Source organism: uncultured Lutibacter sp., assembly GCF_947495725.1.
Taxonomy (GTDB): Bacteria; Bacteroidota; Bacteroidia; order Flavobacteriales; family Flavobacteriaceae; genus Lutibacter.
In genome coordinates this window covers 511,099-530,708 of the sequence record NZ_CANLZZ010000001.1, presented here as the reverse complement: position 1 = coordinate 530,708, position 19,610 = coordinate 511,099, and the positions used below count along the sequence as shown (strand labels likewise).

Here is a 19,610-nt window from a genome sequence, read left to right as displayed (position 1 = left end):
CAATTATTAGCAACAACCCGAATTTGGATTACAAGAAGATCCACTTTCTATATTTAAATCGGACAGTCGTATTTTTGTTTTGTTTACAGGAATTCCACAGTTGTCTTTTGCCAAACAATCAGTATGTTTTGATGTTAATTGAAAAATTGAACCATTAAAATCTAAACCATATTTTTCAATAGTGTTCCCTTGATATTCTACTTCAATTTCTAGATCTTCAATACCTAAAACTTTTTCTGAAAGCTCTATAATATGAACTAATTTTTCAGGATGTAATCTATGATCATAGTCATCGGCTTGCCATAACTGAAAGTTTGCAACATCTTCCTTTCTTTCAGTTCCTCCGCAATCAATAAAGTGTTTACTTATTTTACCAACTTCAGTTACATGAAAATGACTAGGAACTAATTTTCCATTTGGTAGTTGAAATGCAATGGTTTTTATATTATTTAAATGTTTTTTAATTTCTGATAGTTTCATAATTAGTAGTTTTTAACAACAGTTAAGGTTGTTGTTGTTTATGTTTAAAAATTCGCTAAAAATAGCATTAATTTTTTTCCAATTGTCTTGGTTTATGCAATAACAAACACTGGTGCCCGAAATTGTACCTTTAATAATTTCTAAATTTTTTAATTCTTTTAAATGCTGTGAAATAGTAGGTTGAGCCAATCCTATTTCGGCGACTAAATCTCCACAAATACAAGATTGGGACTTGATAATATATTGCAAAATAGCAATACGTGCAGGATGTCCTAAAACCTTAGCTATTTTTGCTAATTTGTTTTGTTCTTCCGAAAACATTTCCGATTTGGTTATTCCCATTTTTACAATCTATATATTGCAATATTACGATTAATAAGTGGGTTTGCAAAATGGTTTTTAACAAATTAATAAGTAGATCCAAGTTTTTAATTTAAATTTGCATCACTTTAATGAACAGGTTTTATAGTATTTAAATTATTTCCGCTATAATTTATAAAACTATTATTAAGGTTAATGATTGGCTAGAATCATTTATTAAAGACATTATGAATATATCAAAAATAAAAAATTTCTTATTGTCGTTTGAGCAGGTCCCAACTTTGTTTTATCTGTTAAAGTGGATTTTTATTTGTGCTATTCTAGGTGCTATTGTTGGAAGTGTTTCAGCTTTTTTCTTAGTAAGTTTAGATTGGGCAACAAATTGGAGAGAATCTCATTTATGGATAATAGCTTTACTTCCTATTGGTGGTTTTATTATTGGTTTGTCTTATCATTTATATGGAGATAGTGTAGTAAAAGGTAATAATTTATTACTTGAAGAATTTCACTCACCTAAGAAAATTATTCCTTTTAGAATGGCACCTTTGGTGTTATTTGGTACTATTTTAACTCATTTATTTGGTGGTTCTGCGGGTCGTGAGGGAACTGCAGTTCAAATTGGAGGAGCAATAGCTGATAGGTTTACAAAAGTTTTTAATCTTTCGAAACGAGATCGACAAATAATGTTAATAGCCGGTATAAGTGCTGGTTTTGCATCTGTTTTTGGCACCCCATTAGCAGGTGGAATTTTTGCTTTGGAAGTGTTGGTTTTAGGACGCATACGATTAGATGCCATAATTCCTAGTTTTTTATCTGCAGTATTGGCAAATTATTTTTGTGAATTTTGGAACGTTTCGCATACACATTATCATATTACTTCAGTTGCAGAAATGAACCCAGTTAATTTGTTATGGTCATTATTGGCTGGAATTATTTTTGGATTGGTTGCAATGCTTTTTTCAAAATCAACTCATTTTTGGGGGAATTTATTCAAAAAAAATATTAATTATCCACCATTGCGTCCAGTAATTGGTGGAGTTGTATTGGCAATTGTTATTTATTTTATGGGAACAACCAAATATATCGGTTTGGGTATTCCAACAATTGTTGATGCGTTTAGTGAAAACCTAAATTCGTATGATTTTCTATTAAAAGTGTTGTTTACTTCGTTTACGTTGGGAGCTGGTTTTAAAGGAGGAGAAGTAACACCTTTGTTTTTTATTGGTGCTACTTTAGGAAACGTGTTGGTATGGTTTATTCCTTTGCCAATGAGTATGTTAGCTGGAATGGGATTTGTAGCAGTTTTTGCAGGAGCAACAAATACACCTATTGCTTGCACAATTATGGGAATTGAATTATTTGGTATTGAAGCCGGAGTTTTTATTGCAATTGCTTGTAGTACCGCATATTTATTTTCCGGTCATTCTGGTGTTTATTCTTCACAAATTATTGGTAGCCCAAAAAATAGTAAATATTTACGTGAGAAGGGAATGTCGCTTTCAGATGTTAAAAACAAACGACATAAGGGTTAGAAAATTGAAGATTGAGTTTTTGAAGTAAACTTTTCAAGAAATTTCATTCCTTTATAAGAATTTCCTTTTTTATTTAAAAGAGGACTCCAAACTACAATACTGTATTTATTTGGGTGTATTGCAACAATTCCTCCGCCAACACCACTTTTGCCTGGTAACCCAACTTTAAAAGCAAATTCTCCAGCTTCATCATAAAAACCACATAACTGCATAATGGCATTTATTCGTTTTGATTTACTTTCTGAAAAGATTATTTTGTTGGAGATAGGGTCTGTTCCATCTGTTGTAAGAAATAAAAAGGTTCGAGAAAGTTCCTGGCAAGTCATTTCAATAGAGCATAAATTATAGTAAAAATCCATTACTACGTCAATATCGTTTTCAATATTATTAAAAGACTTCATTAAATTAACCAAAGCTACATTTCTAAATCCATAGTTTTTCTCAGATTCTACCATTTTTAAACAATAATTTAACTTATAATTTCCGGAGAGTTCTCTTATAAATTTTAAAAAATCTTGTTTAGGATTTTTGAGTTTACTTACAAGAATATCGCAAATAACAATTGCTCCCGAATTAATTAACGGATTTCTAGGAATTCCCTTATTATGTTCTAACAGAACAAGAGAATTAAAAGGAGTTCCTGATGGTTCTACTCCAACGCGATTCCATAATTTTTCGCCTTCAATGCTATACGCTAATGTTAACGAAAGTACCTTAGAAATACTTTGAATAGAAAATTTTTCATTTGAATCTCCAAAACTAAAATTTTTATTGTTGATTGTAGTTAGATGAACCCCAAACTTTGCAGGATTAATTTTACTTAATTCTGGTATGTAAGATGCCACTTTTCCTTTTGTTTTGTTCTTGGCAATTGAATTGTTTATTTCTGAAAAAAGTTTGTTATAGTCCATATTTAAGTCAAGTTTAAAGTATAATATTCACAAATATTCCTACTTTATAAGTGGTATAAATGTATTAAATATTATGTTTTAAAAGTTAGCTTAGTTGTTGTTTAGTTAGTTATTTTTGAAAAATAATTTAAGTTGTTAATTAGCAATTTAAATTAATAGGAAAATCCTTACCTTTAACTATTATGATAAAAGATATAAAACTAGCGGTACTTATTGACGGCGATAACATTCCTTCGCGTTATATTAAAGAAATGATGGAAGAAATTACCAAGTATGGTACCCCAACAATAAAAAGAATTTATGGAGATTGGACCAAACCACACTTGTCTAAATGGAAAGGTATTTTACTTGAAAATGCCATAACTCCTATTCAACAATATGGTTATACAACAGGTAAAAATGCTACAGATTCGGCAATGATAATTGATGCGATGGATATTTTATATTCTGAAAAAGTGAATGGATTTTGTTTGGTTTCTTCTGATAGTGATTTTACAAAATTGGCTACCCGCTTAAGAGAAGCCGGCTTAGTTGTTTATGGAATTGGAGAAAAGAAAACGCCAGATCCTTTTATTGTGGCTTGTGATAAATTTATTTATTTAGAGATTTTAGATAAAATGGATGATGAGGCAGATAACGGGAAGCCTAAAGTTAAAAAGGTGAGCATTGATAAAATAACACCTAAAGTAATTAGATTACTTAGAAACTCGGTTAGCGATGCTGCCGATGATGATGGATGGGCTTTTATGGGTGATGTTGGTTCGTTAATTTTAAAAAAGCAACCAAATTTTGATTCACGTAATTTTGGATTTGAAAAATTAACACCTTTGTTTAAATCATTATCTCAGTTCGAAATTGATCAAAGAGATAGCAGCAAAAGATTTAAACTTATTTACGTTAGAAACAAAAAAAAGTAATATAACACGTTCAAAATACTTGAAATCAAACAAATAAATTTGTTATTCTTTAATAGAAATTGTAATGAAGCGCTTATTTTCTAAACTCTAAAAAAGGTTATAATATATTCTGAAAATCATTGTAAAATATTCAATAATTGAAATTATTACGAGATATGTTATAACTAAAAGAGTTGGAAGTAAAATAAACGATTTAAATAGTAGAGTTTTCATAAGATACTATTTTAAGTTACACTAGAACTTTATTGTAAAGTTAGTTTGTAATTGCAATTTTTGTGTATAATTTTAAATGATATATTACATTTGTTTTAAATGAATATATCATCATTTACCTTGTACATTTTAAACCCTTCTCTAATATTAAAAGTTGAGGTGCTTTTTAATTCGTTAAGTAAATGCCCAAAAATTTTTAACCTTAAAAGATGTTTTTTAATTGGTATATTTTTATACTAAAATTTATATATTTACATCCTACGGGGATGTAGCTCATCTGGCTAGAGCGCTTGACTGGCAGTCAAGAGGTAGTGGGTTCGACTCCCATCTTCTCCACTAGAAATAATAAGACTTTCAAGATGTTGAGAGTCTTTTTTGTTTAGGTTAAACATATACTTTATTTCTATTAAGCTCTTTATTCTTACTTTCTGGATTAACAATCACTTAATTCAGGGAATCATAAATATTTTCCTTCATGTAAAATTGTGTGCTTCAAGTTCCTAAATAACCTTTTATAATTAAATAGATATTGAAAAAGACATTGGTATAATACTCAATATGAGTATTGGATGTTTCATTTAAATAGACTATATTTGAGTTATTCTGTTTTATTATTAAAATCATAATGGAATAAATTAATGCTATGATAATTAAAATAAGCCACTACTTATTTTAACTGTGAAAATTTTTCCCCCTCAAAAAAAGATTAACCCATATAAGTATTCTTCATTTTTAACTTAATATAAATTGTTATTGAGTTAATATATTTTTTTCAAAAGTTTGTTTAAAAATTAGGTGAGATACGAGCTTAAACTTTAACATTATTAACGAAATTTAAAAAATTGAAAGGGAACTATTTCTAGTTTCTTATTAACTACTAACTACTAACTACTAACTACTAAAAATCAAAAATCATGAAAAATTTAACAATTATTTGCTGTCTATTTTTAACATTCATTTTAATTACAAGTTGTGAAAAAGAACAAATTCCAACTGAAATTATTTTAACTAAAACTTTGGAAGATGAGCAGGGTCAATTTAATCAACAAATTGATTTAAGTAATATTCCTGAAGCAACAGTTAGTTTAAAAACATATCCAAAAACTAAAGAATTTAATGATAAAGTTGTGGATGGTTGCAGTGATCCATTGTTGCCAGCGTCGTTGGCAGCAACTTTGCAGGCGGGGGAATCTGTTATAGAAAATAAAACTGCTTGCTTAAGCGGCGTACCACCAACAGGAGATGTATTGTTTAGCATGGATCTAACTGGAAGTATGTCGGGGGAACTAAATAATCTAAAGATTAATTCTGAAAATATTATGAATGCTATAAAAGCAAGTATTCCAAGTACCGAATTTGGTGTTATCTCACACATGGATTATACAGAAATTTATACAAGTTGTGAAAATAATTATTATTCAAGATATGGAGGTGCGCTAGAAGGTGATTATCCATATAATATGGATCAAGGAATTACTGCAAACACAACGGCCGTAAGTTCTGCAATAGATGCCTTAAGCCTTGGTTGGGGTTCTGATTTTCCAGAGAGTTATGAGCGAGTATTGTTCGAAACTTATAGCGACCCAACCATTGGATGGAGAGATGGGGCGGCAAGAATAGTAATAGCTTGGTTAGATGCTCAACCTCATGATTGTGACCTTAATACAGGGTCAGACCCAGGAAGAGATGGTATTATGGGTAATGAGGATGATATTGATATGGATGATGTTATTGCAGAAATGGCAAATCAAAACATTAAATTAATAGTTTTAAATTCAGGAACGACAGCCAATACAGATTTATGGCAAAATTATGCTAGCCAAACAGGAGGAACTGCAATACAAATTAATTCTAATGGAACAGTTCCTGGAGGAGTTTTACTTGAAGACTTAGTAACTAGTCTTATTGAAGAAAGTGTTTCTTCAGTTGCATCCTTAACATTGGAGGCAAATCCAGCTTCTTATGGTTCTTGGATTACTTCAGTTGCACCAAGTTCTCATTTAGATGTTAGCCTTGAATTTGCTCAAGAATTAGATTTTGAACTAACTGTTACTGTACCACCAGGAACTGCTGATGGTCTTTATGAGTTTAATGTAGATTTAGTGGGTGATGGAGCTGTTTATGGAACCCAGACTGTAGCAATAACTGTTTTGTCTGATAATGATGGAGATGGAGTGCTTAATAATGATGATAATTGCCCTGACACAGCAAATCCAGGTCAAGAAGATAATGATGGAGACGGAATGGGAGATGTTTGTGATCCAGATGATGATAATGATGGAATATTTGACGAAGTTGATAACTGTCCGTTAACAGCAAATGCTGATCAAGCAGATTATGACGGTGATGGTCTTGGTGATGCTTGTGATGATGATGATGACAATGATGGTTGTTTAGATGATGATGATCCAAATCAATTTTCTAACACAGAAGCAACTATTATTATTGATGGATGTGACACTGGAGTTGCAAATATTATTACAAATGGTTGTGGAGTGACAATGTCAGATTTGATTGACGAATTGGAAAATGGAACTTATAAAAATCATGGACAATTTGTGAGTGCTATGGCTAAATTAATATCAAATTGGAAAAAAGAAGGTTTGATTTCACCTAATGAAAAAGGATTAATAATGAGCTGTGCTAGTGGATCTAGTATTGGGCAATAAAAATAAATTCTTTAAAAATTATATTTTTAAAAGGTTTATGATACATAGAAAGTATCATAAACCTTTTTTTTATTGCTAAATGAACAGAATATAAGTTATCGTAATTTACGATGTTAAAATGTTTTGTATGGATTTGTTAAATATATTTTTTAGCTTAGTTAAAAAGGTAAAGTTTTGAGTGAAAATATGTTATAAATGCATAAAGAATTAAATATTTTTAAATTTATTTTAAGAAAGTGATTTTTATCATAAAGAAAATTCAAATCTATCTATATTTTTAAGGAGTCATTATATTCACTTGGATCCCTGAATATAATTGTTTGAATAGGTGAAAAACCACTCTTCTTCATTTTAAGAGTGGTTTTTCCGTTAATTTTTATATCAAAATTAAAAAGTCAAATCGTCCGATTGCATTAATTCGTCAAACCTCAACTTGTATTTTTTTGGAGTTTCATTTAAAATTGATTTAAAATCTTTGTTAAAGTGACTTTGATCGTAATATCCACAAGCATATGCAATAGATAATAAATCTTTATTAGAATTACGAAGCATATTACACGCCAAATGTAGCCTTACTTTTTTTAAATATGCCATTGGTGATATTTGAAAATCTTCTTTAAAATGCCTTAAAAGAGTGGTTTTAGACATTAAAGCAATTTTACACAATTCATCTAATGAAATTTTTTTGTCAATATTTTCTTCCATATAGTTTAAAACCTTAATTAAGTTTTTGTTTTTAAAACTATATTCACCCGATTCATTTAATTTTGAAGTAACACCAATTAAGCCTATAACATTATTATCATTGTCAAAAATTGGATATTTCGATGTTTTAAGCCAATATGTTTTAAAATCTATAAATGGAACCATTTCAATTTTATCAATAATTGGCTTACCATTTTTTAGTACAAAAAAATCGTCTTTGGTAATTGATTTTGCAAAATGTGATGGTAAAAAATCAAAATCGCTTTTTCCTAAAACAGCCGATTTTTTGTCAACTCCATAAATGGATAACATAAAAGTGTTTAGGCTAATTATTTTTCCTTTTACATTCTTAGCAAAAAATCCAATATTGGTTCTTTCAAATAAATTTTGAGTGAAATTAATAGAATTAATTTTTGTATTTAATAAATTATCTAAATCCATATATGGGTATTTTACTCGTTTTAACTTTGTCTAAAGTATTAATTTATAAAGAAAAAGTAATTCAATTTGGTTATATTTTACAAAAAAAAGATAATTTATTCATATAAACATGTTGTTTAATAAAATAACTTTGAAAAGTTGTAAAAAATTTAAGGTGAAAGCCAATCGAAATTTGTTTAGAAATTTATTAGTAGTTAGTGCTTTATTTTTAGCAGTGAATATGTATGCAAAGAAATTTTCTTACAACGAGCAAAAACTTGGAGGAAATTTTAAACTGGTATTTTACGCTTCAAATAAAATAGATGCAGATGTAATTGCAACTGAAACATATTCGCTAGTAGATTCTTTAAATAATATTTTAAGCAACTATTTATTAAACAGTGAAATTAGTGTTTTAAATAAAAAGAGAATATTAGAGAACCCTTCTATTGAATTATTAGAAGTTTTAAAATATTCTCAAATGGCCTTTAACAAAACCAACGGATATTTTGATATTTCAATTCAAACTTTAATTAAATTTTGGGATAAAGCAGGTACAAAAGGAAAATATCCATCTAATAAATGTTTAGAAAAACAAGGCAAATATATAGGTTTAAATTCCGTTTTTAAAATTGATGAATCCAATATGTTGAAATTAAAAAGAAAAAGTAAACTAGAACTTGGTGGAATTGCAAAAGGGTATATTATTGATGAAGTTTTTGAGTTTTTAAAAAGTAAAAACATAACATCTTTTTTAATAGAAGCAGCTGGAGATATTAGGGTTTGTGGCACGCCCGAAAATCAAGATTATTGGAGTATTGGCGTTTCAGCAAATAATAGAAACAATTATTTAGTAAATTTAGAATCGGGAAAAGCAATAGCAACTTCAGGGAAAACATACAGATTTAGAATAATTGAAGGTAAAAAATATTCGCACATTGTAAATCCTAAAAGTTTAAAACCAATTACTCATAATTTTACAACTTCGGTAATAGCAAATAATGCTGTAACTGCCGATTATTTAGCTTCAACTTTTAATATTGTAACAGATTTAAATGAAATAAAAACGATACTAAAAAAGCATAATAATGTAGAATTGTTGCAATTTAGCAGTAACGGAATAATTTTTGAAACAGATAATTTTTTTAATTAATAAATAGAATAAAATGAAATTTAAAATATTCTCCCTTTTTATAGTTTTACTTTTAGTAAATATTAGTGTTGCAGCGCAAACAAAGTATTTATTAGCAGAGAATGCTACAATGAAAGTTGATGGTACCTCAACAGTGAGTGATTGGTCGGTTGAAGTTAAAGAAGCAGTCGGATTTTTTACATTAATTAATGATGTAAAGATGGAAGTTGGAGCAGGCATTTATAGTAATTTAGAGTTTAGTTTTCTAGTTGAAAAAATGGAAAGTGGTCGTGGACCAATAATGAATTCAAAAATTAAAAAAGCATTAAAAAGTACAGAAAACCCTTCAGTTATATATAAGTCCTCCGAAAACAAAATTATCTCTACAAAGGATAATACATTTGTATTAGAATCAAAAGGAACAATTGCAGTTGCAGGTGTTGAAAAACCTTTTGAAGTAATTCTTAATGGTTCATTTGATGCCGAAATGAATGCCATTTCGTTTGAAGGAAACAAAGATGTTACAATGTCCATGTTTAATATTGTTAAGCCAACAGCATTTTTTGGTAAATTGCAAACAAAAGACGAGTTAAATGTGAAGTTTAATGTGAGTTTTACCAAATAGTACAAAAAACAAATAATAATATTTTATGAAATTTTTAAAAGTTCTAATGTTAGCAACAATTCTTTTCTCAATTGAAGGAATTGCTCAAGCAGATTTTAACGCATATACCCAAAAAATTGAAGGAACAGATGTTTCTTTTAAAATGGTGCCAATTAAAGGTGGTGCTTTTACTTTGGGAGCTTCAAAAAAGGATAAGAAAAAAGAAGCAGACGAATTACCTCAAAAGAAAGTTGAAATTAGCTCATTTTGGATGGGAGCTTTTGAAGTAACTCACAAAGAATTTTTGTTGTTTACCGATGCAACTAGGGATTTATTAGCAAATGGAAAACCAAACCCTGAAGTTATTTCAAGACCATCTAGCCCTTATGAAGATCCTTCAAAAGGTTTAGAAGATGAGGATATGAAACCAACAGTTGGTTTAACACAATATGGAGCTTTATCATATTGCCGTTGGTTGTATAAAAGAACAGGTATATTTTATAGAATACCTACGGAAGCAGAATGGGAATTAGCGGCAAAGGCAGGTACAGAGACACCTTACTTTTTCGGAAAAAAGAAAAAGAAATTAGGTGAATATGCTTGGTTTTCTGATAATGCACAAGGACAACTACATAAAGTTGGACAAAAGAAACCAAATGCAAACGGACTGTATGATATTTATGGAAATGTTGCAGAGTGGTGCTTGGATCAATATTATGCAGATTTTTATACAAAAATAAAAGACGGAGAAAAAGACCCTAGAGGAATGCCAGATGCACTATATCCAAGATCAGTTCGTGGAGGTTCTTTTATGGATGATGAAACAGGTTGTAGAAGTACAAATAGAATAACTTCAACCGATGAATGGAAAGCTAGAGATCCGCAATTACCAAAAAGTTTTTGGTGGAACACCGATTCAGAATTTGTAGGATTTAGATTGGTTAGGCCATTAGAACAACCAAGTGCCGAAGAAATTGAAATGTTTTTTTCTTCAATGTTAGAATAAACCAAATAATAGTAACAAAATATATAATAGTATAATGGAAAGACGTGATTTTATTAGAAATTCAGCCTTAGCTGGAGCAGGAATTTTAACTTCAACTGGAGTTATGGCAAGCGGATTAGGATTTAATAGTGGTTCTGCAGATGCTTTAAAAATAGCATATATTGGGTGTGGAGGTAGAGGAGCCAGAGCCGTAAAAGCAGCTTTAGATTTAGATATTCCAACAGAACTTGTTGCAATGTGCGATTTGTTTAAAGACAAAATAGACGATAAAGAAAAGGTTTTATTAAATAACGTTAAAGATAAGAGCAGAATAAAAGTTACCGAGGATACTAAATTTACCGGATTTCAAGGATATAAAGATGCAATTGCATTAGCAGATGTTGTTTTTATTACAACTCCAGCAGCATTTAAACCTCAAATTTTAGAAGAATCTATAAAGCAAAATAAACATGTTTTTATGGAGAAACCAGTTTGTGTAGATTCTATTGGTTTTAAGCAAGTAATGGCTGCCGCTGCTTTAGCAAAACAGAAGAAATTGTATTTAGCTGCAGGACTTCAAAGAAGGTATTCAACGGGTTATCAGGCAGTTGTAAATGAAATTCATAATGGTGCAATTGGTGATATTTTATCTGCAGAATGTTATTGGATGGGTGGTCCAATTGGTGATTTGTCTAGACCTAGAAAAGATAGCTGGACAGAAATGGAGTTCCAAAACAGACATTGGAGATCATTTTCATGGGTAAGTGGTGGTAATATAGAAGAATATCATGTGCATAATCTTGATATTGTCAATTGGGTATTACAAGAGGCTCATCCACAATCTGTATTAGCTATGGGAGGAAAATCTCCTGGTAAGGATTTTTCTGGTTCTTTAGGGGGTTTTGATAGTTTAACTTCTAATTTTAAATACAACAACGGAGTTTCTGTGCATAGTTACAGTCGAAATATTCCAAATTGTAAAAATAAAAATGGAGAGTACTTTTATGGAACCAAAGGTAAATGTGTAATTGCAGGAAGTGCAACCATTTATAATCATAAAGGAAAAGAAATATTTAGAGCAAGTAGCGAAGAGCATGGAAAATTTCATGGCGCTCATGATATGGTTCAAAAAGTATTAATGGAGAGCATTTATCATGGAAAGGAATATATTAATGATGGATTTTATGCGGCTCAGTCATCTATGACTGGTGCTTTTGGTAGAATGTCTGGATGGTCTGGAAAAGAAATGAAATGGGATAAGGCAATAGAATCAAAAATAGCGTTATTTGATTACACCGATGATACAAATATGGGTACAACACCACCTATTCTACCAGATGAATACGGTAACTATCCTGTTCCAACTCCGGGTAAAACTATTGTAATTTAGTTAACAATAACTTAGCATATATAAATAAAAAAGCCTGAAGATTATTCTTCTTCAGGCTTTTTTAATTTACTTCTTTGAAATTATTTTAATTAAACCTAATTGGATTTATTCTTATTTCTTGGATTAAACTTTCTTCGTTGAGGTTTTTTCGAATTTTCACCTTCTTTAGGTTTAGTTCCTGAACGTCTATGTTGTTTTTTCCTTTGATTTTTGTTTTGCTTTGGAGGAACAGGAATTTCTTCATTTTCATCTAATACATAAGGATGCTCTTCAATAACAGGTATTTGTTGTTTAATTAGTTTTTGAATATCTTTCAAATACGCTTTCTCTTCTTGATTGCAAAAAGATAATGCAACTCCACTTGCTTTTGCTCTTCCAGTTCTACCAATCCTATGAACATAAGTTTCAGGAATATTAGGCAAATCATAATTTATAACAACAGATAAATCGTCAATATCAATTCCTCTTGCAGCAATATCAGTTGCAATTAAAACATTTAATTCACCTTTTTTAAAACTACTTAAAGCTTTTTGCCGTGCGTTCTGCGATTTATTTCCATGTATGGCAGCGGCCTTTATACTGGCTTTTCCTAATTGGCGAACAATTTTATCCGACCCATGTTTAGTTCTTGAAAAAACCAATACCGAAGCATTTTCATTCTCTTCAATTAAATGAATTAGTAATTTTGACTTATTAGCTTTACTTACAAAAAATAACGCTTGTTCAACTTTTTCGGCAGTTGCTTGTTCTGGTTTAATGGTAATTTTTTCATAATTACCTAATATTTTGCTCGACAATTCTACAATTGAAGGAGGCATAGTAGCTGAAAAGAAAAGAGACTGTCTTTTAAATGGCAATTTTGCAATAACCTTTTTAATGTCATGAATAAAACCCATATCAAGCATTTGATCAGCTTCATCCAAAACAAAATATTTAATGTCTTGTAAGCTAATATACCCTTGCGAAATTAAATCGAGTAAACGACCTGGAGTAGCCACTAAAATGTCAACACCTCTGCGCAATGCATCGGTTTGTGCCCCTTGTTTAACACCTCCAAAAATTACAGTATTTTTAATGCCTGTATATTTTCCATACGTTTTAATGCTTTCATCTATTTGAATAGCAAGCTCTCTTGTTGGGGTAATTATTAGTGATCTTATTTTGCGTTTTCCTTTGTAATCTTCTTTACTATTATATAAATGTTGTAAAATTGGAATGGTAAAAGCGGCTGTTTTTCCTGTTCCAGTTTGTGCACAACCTAGTAAATCTTTTCTGTTTAGTAATATAGGAATTGCTTGTTCCTGTATTGGTGTTGGGTGTGTGTATCCTTGTTGTTTTAAAGCCTTTAAAATAGGCTCAATAATTCCTAATTCTTTGAAATCCATATTGTTTATTAAGGCGGCAAAGGTACACTATTAGTTTTAATGTGGTTTTTATTTCTAATTATTTATAATTCAACGCAATATGTAACGTTTTCGTTAAATCTAATAATAATAGAAGTTATTGCTTAAATGATTTAGTAATTTTGCAAAATTATTTATAAACTGAGATATGAATTATAAAGTAATTTGTTCTGATATTGATGGAACACTTTTAAACAAGGATAGAGAGCTTTCTAAAGCAACTATTGAGCAGGTAAAACGTGTTTCACCTATTCCATTTGTGTTAATTTCTTCTCGAATGCCAAGTGCATTACGTCATTTACAAAACGAATTAAGTAATGAAGCGACTCCATTAATTGCTTATAATGGCGGATTGGTTTTAAATAATAATGAAGTTTTGCATTCTACTTTTATTTGCAATAATGTATTGACTGAGATTATAAATAAATGTACAAATACTTCGGTCCATTTAAGTCTTTTTCACGCCGATGAATGGTATGTGCCTTCAATGGATTACTGGGCAAAAAGAGAACAAAACAATACAAAAGTTTCTCCAGTTGTAAAATCGAATAAAGAAGTTTTATCAACTTGGATTAAAGAGAAAAAAGGAGCCCATAAAATTATGTGTATGGGCGATGAGTTAGAGATTGATGTTTTGTACAATTACTTGGAAAAGGAATTTTCTGAAGAAATAATGTTATACCGATCTAAAGAGACTTACATCGAAATTTCACATAAAGATATTTCTAAAAAAACAGCTATTGATGTTGTTTTAGAAAACTGCTACCCAACAATTTCTATAGATAACGTTGTGGCATTTGGAGATAATTATAATGACATTGAAATGCTAAAAGCTGTTGGTTTAGGAGTTGCAGTTGGAAATGCTAAGTATGAAGTATTACAAGTTGCCGATGCAGTTACAGATACTAACAAGAATGATGGTGTTGCAAAAGCAATTAAAGAGTTTATTTCATAATTTATGCTAAAAAGCAATAATTATTTATAATACTGCCTTCTATTTTAATGGTTTCTTTTCTACAAATTCGCCTTTCTCATAAGCTGCTAAAATACCCCACTCCGTAATAGCTTGTACAATAGGAATAACTGTTTTACCAAATTCAGTAAGAGAATATTCTACTTTTAGAGGTGGTTTTTTTGTATACACTTTTCTAGAAACCAAATCATCTTTTATTAATTGTTTTAATTGAAGACTTAATGTTCTTTCAGTAACAGAAGGTAATTCCTTTCTTAGTTCGTTATATCTTTTTTTCCTATCAATTAAATGCATTAAGATTACACTTTTCCACTTTCCACCAATTAATTCCATGGCAGCACTTGTAGGGCAAGGAAATAACTTGTTGTGTAATTTAATCATTGGTTTTTTTTCAAAAAGCTCTTTTCTATCCATAATCTTTCTATTTGATAATGACAAAGTTATAAAACTATACTTTATTATACAACTATAAAAAATATAGTAAAAATAAAATTATGTAAAACACAGTATATGAGAGTGTTGCAAATTATTACTATACTATCATGTTTGACCGTTATTGTGAGATTCTTAAACTATACATACTTTTGTCACTATAAAAATGATAGTATAATTAAAATGAAAAATATGAAAACAATAGTATTAGAAAAAGCAGGTGGAGTTGAGAATTTAAAAATACAAGAAATAGAAAAACCAACTATTAAGGAAACAGAAGTATTAATTGAAGTAAAAGCAATTAGTATTAATCCGGCTGATGCAAAAGTTAAATATGCTGAAGAAGGTTTAAAAATGTTACTAGGTAAAACTACTGATGTTATTTTAGGTTGGGATGTTTCAGGAACTGTTGTTTCGGTTGGAGAAAAAGTTTCAAAATTTAAAATTGGAGACAATGTATTTGGAATGGTAAACTTTCCTGGAGTAGGAAATGCTTATGCAGAATTTGTTGCTTCACCAGAAAGTCATTTAGCTTTAATGCCTACTAATATTTCATTTGAAGAGGCTGCGGCAACTACTTTAGCTGCACTTACAGCTTTACAAATTTTACAAGGAAAAGTAAAAAAAGATGATAAAGTATTGTTACAAGCAGGTTCAGGAGGAGTTGGACATTTTGCAATTCAAATTGCAAAACAAATGGGAGCTTTTGTAATTACTACAAGTTCGGCTAAAAACAAAGATTATGTATTGTCTATTGGTGCAAATGAGCATATAGATTATAGAGCACAAGCATTCGACGAAGTTTTATCAGGTTTAGATTTTGTATTTGATACTCAAGGTGGTGAAATATTAGAAAAAGCATTAAAGGTTGTAAAACCAAATGGTACTATTATTACAACAGCAGCTATGCAAATAGAGGAAGATTTACAAGCAAAAGCAGATACCTTAAAAGTGAATGTTTTTTCAATGTTAGTTCAATCTAACAGTAAGGATATGAACACGTTAAAAGAAATGTTAGAAAATGAAACCATAAAACCCACTATTTATAAAACGTTCCCTTTTGAAGCAATGGGAGAAGCTCATACCGAGATTGAAGCAGGGAGAACCGTTGGTAAAGTTGTTGTAACACTATAAAATAATAAAGAAATGAAAAATTTAGTTTTAGCTCTTTTTAGTGTAGTAGCATTGTTTAGCTGTACTTCAAAAAGTACATCGATAACGCAAATGGTTAAATTCACTGTAAAACCTGAATTCATTCAAAAATTTAAAAAGGCGCAAGTGAATAGCCTTAATAATTCTTTAAAAGAAGAAGGTAATTTGGAAATGAAATTATATGCCAATAACAATATTCCAAATGTGTTTTATGTGTTTTCAAAATGGAAAAACGAAGAAGTTTATGAATTGCATAAAAACTTACCACATAGTAAGGCTTTAGCTCCATTATTTAAAGAAGCATTACAGAGTGTTCCTGAAATTATAAGGCTTAACGATACAAATCCGGGTCATATAGATTCAAAAGAATTAATTGCAACAGGAAACGAACAAGCTATATTTATTCCGTTTACAGTAGAACAAGAATATAAAGAACGTGTAATTAAACAACTCGAAAAACACGTTAGCAATTCTCGAAAAGAAGAGGCGAATATTTTCTTCGATTTTTATGAAGTAGAAGGACAAGAAAATACATTTTACATCTATGAGAATTGGAAAAACTCAAATGCTGTTTTCAATGTTCATAATAACCAATCTTATACAAAAGAAACCTTAGCATTGTTGAATAAAGCTATTGTAGGAGATTTTAAAAGCAATATTGAATTGGTAACTGAGTATGATGAAAACACATTAAATACAACTTATTCTGCTGTAGAAAGATGGGAAATCTCAGGAAGTTCTATGCCAGAATCCATTTTTGCATCACCAACTCACAAATGGTTGTATGTTTCAAATGTAAATCAGAAAGGAAAAATTGGTTATATAAGTAAAGTAAGTAAAGAAGGAAAAGTAATTGAAGAAAAATGGATTGATAATTTATCTGGACCTTGTGGATCTGATATGTATCAAGGAAAACTATATGTAGCAGACCAAAAATTCGTTAGAATTATTGACGTTGAAAAAGGTGAAATCATTAAAAGTATCAAGTCAGAAACAGCAGTTTCATTAAACGATGTGAGTATTACTTCAGAAGGAAAAGTATTTATTTCTGATGTTCCAGGAGGAAAGATTTACACAATTAATAACAATAAGCTACAAATTTGGTTAGAATCTCCTAAAATTCACCATCCAAATGGAGTTTTAGTGCAAGATGAAGATTTAATTGTAGTTGATTTTGGGAAAGAAATGAATCCGCAATCTCCAACCAATGTTTTGGGTTCAGTTTACAGAGTAAATATTGCAACTAAAGAAGTAAAAGCAATTCCTTCAGGGCATCAATTAGGTGTTTTAGACGGAGTGGTAGCTTACAAAAATGGATTTTTAGTAAGTGCTCCAATGGTAAAAGAAATTTATTATTTAACTGAAAATGAACGAACGTTGTTAAGATCATTTCCTTTTGGTCCTGCAGACATTAATATAGATGGAGACAACTTGTTCTTGCCTTATATTTTTGGAGATAAAATAGCTTCCTATAAAATTGTAAAAGAAAAATGGCACAGAATTACTTCAAAAGAAGAATATTTAGAAAAATGTGCCGATGTGTATTATGGCGAAAAAGGAGGAAAGTCCGTTGCTACAAAAAACGGAATTATTAAAGGAAACTTTGATGGAAAAGAGCTAAAAGGAACTTGGGATTGGAATGGTACTTTCTTTTCGCGCACAAGTACCATTGGCGATATAGATTTAGGGCGCGATGATTTGGTAATTGAAGTTACTCCAACAAAAATGAGATTGACACTTCAAAAAGGAACAGGAATTTCGGTTGTTTATACTCAACAATAATTAAACAATATAAATAATGAAAAAAATAGTTTTTGCACTATTAAGTGTGGTAGTAATGATTTGTAGTAGTACAAAGGTTGAAGCACAAGAAAAAAAGAAAGAAATGTTTAGAGAAGAAAGTATGCGTACCTATGAGGTTGGTAACACAACAGTTCAGCTAAAAAAAGGAACGGTTTGGGTGTACAATTTTGGAGACGTTAAATTACATGCATATGAAACTAAAGATTTTTTCGATTCATATGTTTATTTATTAGAAAAAAACGGAAAAGCTGTATTGTTAGAATGCCCTCCAATTAAAGATAATTACAAAGAGTTAGTAGATTATATTGCAGGTTTAGAACATAAAAATGTAGATTTAATAGTTTCTTATCACCCAATTGGAGCACAGTTTATAAATACAGATAAGATAAAATTCAATGTGTTTTCTATGAAACACGCTGTAGATCATTATACAACTGGTTTAGGTGCTCCTTCATTAATTGGTTTAAAAGATCGTTTTGGTGAAGTGTTTGACGAAACTATTTTTACAGAGTATACCAATTTAAAAGAAGGTGAAAATGAAGTTGGAGGTTTTAAATTTGAGATGAGTAATGTAGATTTTGCCTTTGATGTTGCCATTCCAGAATTGAACAGTGTACATCCTCATATGTTGGCTCACAATAGACACGCTTTGATTTTTAGCTATGAGTTTTTAGATGCTTATATAGCGCAGTTAAAAAGATATCAAAAAGTGAATTACGAAATGTATTTAACATCGCACGGAGGTTTTGAAACTAGAGGAGATGTTACAATAAAAATACATTATTTAAACGATTTAAAAGAAATAGCAAAAGCTTCTTCAACAAAAAAAGAATTTATTGATAAGATGAACGAAGCATATCCTAACTTTGGATGGTCATTTTACTTACAAGGAACTTCAAGTTTCTTATTTAAAAATTAATTTGAGATGGATGTAAAAGCTTTTCTTGATGTTTTAGTTGAAGAAATTCATTCAGTCGTAATTGCTACAACTGACGAGAATGGATTGCCTTGTACACGAGTTATTGATATGATGATGCACGATGATGATGCGGTTTATTTTTTAACTGCCAAAGGAAAAGCTTTTTATAAGCAGTTAATGGAAAAACCGTATGTTTCTTTGAGTGGCTTAACTACTGGAAATGGAACAATGGATAAAAAATCTATTTCAATTTCTGGCGCAATAAGAAATATTGGTTCAGAAAAATTAGAAGAAATTTTTGAAAAGAATCCGTATATGGCAACTATTTATCCTTCGGATGAAAGCCGTACTGCTTTAGAAGTATTTTGCTTGTACAAGGGACAAGGAGCGTATTTCGATTTATCAACAAAGCCAATTACACGCGGTAGTTTTTCATTGGGAGGTAAAACTATTCAAAATTATGGATATTTTATTACAGAAGATTGTACTGGATGTGGTTTATGTGTTGAAAAATGTCCGCAAAATTGTATTTCTGTTGGCGAGCCTTATAAAATAAATCAAGACAACTGTTTACACTGTGGAAATTGTTTTTCCGTTTGTCCAGAAAAAGCGGTTATTAAAACAATATTAAATTAAAAATAACCGTGAT

Annotated in this window: 18 protein-coding genes and 1 tRNA gene; 13 read left to right on the top strand and 6 right to left on the bottom strand. The window is 30.2% G+C overall.

Annotated elements, in window-relative coordinates; all coding sequences use genetic code 11:
- Positions 1 to 6: 6 nt before the first annotated feature.
- Together Q0776_RS02155 and Q0776_RS02150 are read right to left on the bottom strand one after the other, a co-directional pair.
- On the bottom strand, positions 7 to 480 hold the full coding sequence (locus tag Q0776_RS02155) for a DUF6428 family protein (protein ID WP_298364379.1): 474 nt from the start codon (positions 478 to 480) through the stop codon (positions 7 to 9).
- Between the two features lie 12 nt (positions 481 to 492).
- Positions 493 to 822 (bottom strand): metalloregulator ArsR/SmtB family transcription factor, encoded by a 330-nt coding sequence (locus Q0776_RS02150; RefSeq protein WP_298364376.1) that lies wholly within the window; start codon positions 820 to 822, stop codon positions 493 to 495.
- A gap of 206 nt (positions 823 to 1,028) precedes the next feature.
- On the opposite strand from Q0776_RS02150, the gene Q0776_RS02145 reads away from it, so the two are divergent.
- Positions 1,029 to 2,333 carry a voltage-gated chloride channel family protein gene (locus Q0776_RS02145; protein WP_298364374.1) on the top strand — a complete coding sequence of 435 codons (1,305 nt, stop codon included), beginning with the start codon at positions 1,029 to 1,031 and terminating at the stop codon, positions 2,331 to 2,333.
- Here the strand turns inward: Q0776_RS02145 and Q0776_RS02140 are convergent.
- On the bottom strand, positions 2,330 to 3,244 hold the full coding sequence (locus Q0776_RS02140; RefSeq protein WP_298364371.1) for a glutaminase: 915 nt from the start codon (positions 3,242 to 3,244) through the stop codon (positions 2,330 to 2,332). The two genes, Q0776_RS02145 and Q0776_RS02140, sit on opposite strands and share 4 nt — an antisense overlap.
- A 182-nt stretch (positions 3,245 to 3,426) precedes the next feature.
- Between Q0776_RS02140 and Q0776_RS02135 the strand changes: the two genes are divergently transcribed.
- From Q0776_RS02135 to Q0776_RS02125, 3 genes are all read left to right on the top strand, one after another.
- Positions 3,427 to 4,161, top strand: a complete 735-nt coding sequence (locus tag Q0776_RS02135; protein WP_298364369.1) for an NYN domain-containing protein — start codon at positions 3,427 to 3,429, stop codon at positions 4,159 to 4,161.
- Positions 4,162 to 4,636: 475 nt separating this feature from the next.
- Positions 4,637 to 4,710, top strand: a tRNA-Ala gene (locus Q0776_RS02130).
- A gap of 578 nt (positions 4,711 to 5,288) precedes the next feature.
- On the top strand, positions 5,289 to 7,043 hold the full coding sequence (locus Q0776_RS02125) for a thrombospondin type 3 repeat-containing protein (RefSeq protein ID WP_298364366.1): 1,755 nt from the start codon (positions 5,289 to 5,291) through the stop codon (positions 7,041 to 7,043).
- A gap of 387 nt (positions 7,044 to 7,430) precedes the next feature.
- Here the strand turns inward: Q0776_RS02125 and Q0776_RS02120 are convergent, their stop codons facing one another.
- On the bottom strand, positions 7,431 to 8,189 hold the full coding sequence (locus Q0776_RS02120) for a helix-turn-helix domain-containing protein (RefSeq protein ID WP_298364363.1): 759 nt from the start codon (positions 8,187 to 8,189) through the stop codon (positions 7,431 to 7,433).
- Positions 8,190 to 8,343: 154 nt separating this feature from the next.
- Here Q0776_RS02120 and Q0776_RS02115 point away from each other — a divergent pair, with 154 nt between their 5' ends.
- From Q0776_RS02115 to Q0776_RS02100, 4 genes are read left to right on the top strand one after another with little or no spacing between them, the layout of a single operon-like run.
- On the top strand, positions 8,344 to 9,321 hold the full coding sequence (locus tag Q0776_RS02115) for an FAD:protein FMN transferase (RefSeq protein ID WP_298364361.1): 978 nt from the start codon (positions 8,344 to 8,346) through the stop codon (positions 9,319 to 9,321).
- 13 nt (positions 9,322 to 9,334) lie between these two features.
- On the top strand, positions 9,335 to 9,925 hold the full coding sequence (locus tag Q0776_RS02110) for a hypothetical protein (RefSeq protein WP_298364359.1): 591 nt from the start codon (positions 9,335 to 9,337) through the stop codon (positions 9,923 to 9,925).
- Positions 9,926 to 9,950: 25 nt separating this feature from the next.
- Entirely contained in the window at positions 9,951 to 10,910 is a 960-nt protein-coding gene (locus tag Q0776_RS02105; protein WP_298364358.1) for an SUMF1/EgtB/PvdO family nonheme iron enzyme, read from the top strand.
- A gap of 34 nt (positions 10,911 to 10,944) precedes the next feature.
- Positions 10,945 to 12,279 (top strand): Gfo/Idh/MocA family oxidoreductase, encoded by a 1,335-nt coding sequence (locus tag Q0776_RS02100; protein WP_298364357.1) that lies wholly within the window; start codon positions 10,945 to 10,947, stop codon positions 12,277 to 12,279.
- A gap of 95 nt (positions 12,280 to 12,374) precedes the next feature.
- Here the strand turns inward: Q0776_RS02100 and Q0776_RS02095 are convergent, their stop codons facing one another.
- The gene (locus tag Q0776_RS02095) at positions 12,375 to 13,664 is read right to left on the bottom strand and encodes a DEAD/DEAH box helicase (protein WP_298364355.1); all 1,290 of its coding nucleotides are present in this window, start codon (positions 13,662 to 13,664) and stop codon (positions 12,375 to 12,377) included.
- Between the two features lie 166 nt (positions 13,665 to 13,830).
- Here Q0776_RS02095 and Q0776_RS02090 point away from each other — a divergent pair, with 166 nt between their 5' ends.
- Positions 13,831 to 14,637, top strand: coding sequence for a Cof-type HAD-IIB family hydrolase (locus tag Q0776_RS02090; RefSeq protein ID WP_298364353.1), 807 nt, complete (start codon positions 13,831 to 13,833; stop codon positions 14,635 to 14,637).
- A gap of 39 nt (positions 14,638 to 14,676) precedes the next feature.
- Here Q0776_RS02090 and Q0776_RS02085 read toward each other — a convergent pair whose 3' ends face one another.
- Entirely contained in the window at positions 14,677 to 15,069 is a 393-nt protein-coding gene (locus Q0776_RS02085; protein WP_298364351.1) for a helix-turn-helix domain-containing protein, read from the bottom strand.
- 210 nt (positions 15,070 to 15,279) lie between these two features.
- On the opposite strand from Q0776_RS02085, the gene Q0776_RS02080 reads away from it, so the two are divergent.
- The 4 genes from Q0776_RS02080 to Q0776_RS02065 are packed head-to-tail and all read left to right on the top strand — an operon-like array spanning position 15,280 to position 19,597.
- Positions 15,280 to 16,221, top strand: coding sequence for an NADP-dependent oxidoreductase (locus Q0776_RS02080; RefSeq protein ID WP_298364349.1), 942 nt, complete (start codon positions 15,280 to 15,282; stop codon positions 16,219 to 16,221).
- Positions 16,222 to 16,233: 12 nt separating this feature from the next.
- A complete protein-coding gene (locus Q0776_RS02075) occupies positions 16,234 to 18,021 on the top strand; it encodes an antibiotic biosynthesis monooxygenase (RefSeq protein WP_298364348.1) in 1,788 nt (595 codons plus the stop codon).
- A 16-nt stretch (positions 18,022 to 18,037) separates the two neighbouring features.
- The gene (locus Q0776_RS02070) at positions 18,038 to 18,961 is read left to right on the top strand and encodes a hypothetical protein (protein WP_298364346.1); all 924 of its coding nucleotides are present in this window, start codon (positions 18,038 to 18,040) and stop codon (positions 18,959 to 18,961) included.
- Positions 18,962 to 18,967: 6 nt separating this feature from the next.
- Complete coding sequence (locus Q0776_RS02065; RefSeq protein ID WP_298364343.1) at positions 18,968 to 19,597, top strand: 4Fe-4S binding protein; 630 nt, start codon at positions 18,968 to 18,970, stop codon at positions 19,595 to 19,597.
- Positions 19,598 to 19,610: the final 13 nt, after the last annotated feature.

Coding starts and splice junctions, on each gene's coding strand:
- Q0776_RS02100 (WP_298364357.1), top strand. CDS start 10,945: ATGGAAAGACGTGATTTTATTAGAAATTCAGCCTTAGCTGGAGCAGGA.
- Q0776_RS02095 (WP_298364355.1), bottom strand. CDS start 13,664: ATGGATTTCAAAGAATTAGGAATTATTGAGCCTATTTTAAAGGCTTTA.
- Q0776_RS02075 (WP_298364348.1), top strand. CDS start 16,234: ATGAAAAATTTAGTTTTAGCTCTTTTTAGTGTAGTAGCATTGTTTAGC.
- Q0776_RS02145 (WP_298364374.1), top strand. CDS start 1,029: ATGAATATATCAAAAATAAAAAATTTCTTATTGTCGTTTGAGCAGGTC.
- Q0776_RS02080 (WP_298364349.1), top strand. CDS start 15,280: ATGAAAACAATAGTATTAGAAAAAGCAGGTGGAGTTGAGAATTTAAAA.
- Q0776_RS02110 (WP_298364359.1), top strand. CDS start 9,335: ATGAAATTTAAAATATTCTCCCTTTTTATAGTTTTACTTTTAGTAAAT.
- Q0776_RS02090 (WP_298364353.1), top strand. CDS start 13,831: ATGAATTATAAAGTAATTTGTTCTGATATTGATGGAACACTTTTAAAC.
- Q0776_RS02135 (WP_298364369.1), top strand. CDS start 3,427: ATGATAAAAGATATAAAACTAGCGGTACTTATTGACGGCGATAACATT.
- Q0776_RS02070 (WP_298364346.1), top strand. CDS start 18,038: ATGAAAAAAATAGTTTTTGCACTATTAAGTGTGGTAGTAATGATTTGT.
- Q0776_RS02125 (WP_298364366.1), top strand. CDS start 5,289: ATGAAAAATTTAACAATTATTTGCTGTCTATTTTTAACATTCATTTTA.
- Q0776_RS02085 (WP_298364351.1), bottom strand. CDS start 15,069: ATGGATAGAAAAGAGCTTTTTGAAAAAAAACCAATGATTAAATTACAC.
- Q0776_RS02140 (WP_298364371.1), bottom strand. CDS start 3,244: ATGGACTATAACAAACTTTTTTCAGAAATAAACAATTCAATTGCCAAG.
- Q0776_RS02065 (WP_298364343.1), top strand. CDS start 18,968: ATGGATGTAAAAGCTTTTCTTGATGTTTTAGTTGAAGAAATTCATTCA.
- Q0776_RS02120 (WP_298364363.1), bottom strand. CDS start 8,189: ATGGATTTAGATAATTTATTAAATACAAAAATTAATTCTATTAATTTC.
- Q0776_RS02150 (WP_298364376.1), bottom strand. CDS start 822: ATGGGAATAACCAAATCGGAAATGTTTTCGGAAGAACAAAACAAATTA.
- Q0776_RS02105 (WP_298364358.1), top strand. CDS start 9,951: ATGAAATTTTTAAAAGTTCTAATGTTAGCAACAATTCTTTTCTCAATT.
- Q0776_RS02155 (WP_298364379.1), bottom strand. CDS start 480: ATGAAACTATCAGAAATTAAAAAACATTTAAATAATATAAAAACCATT.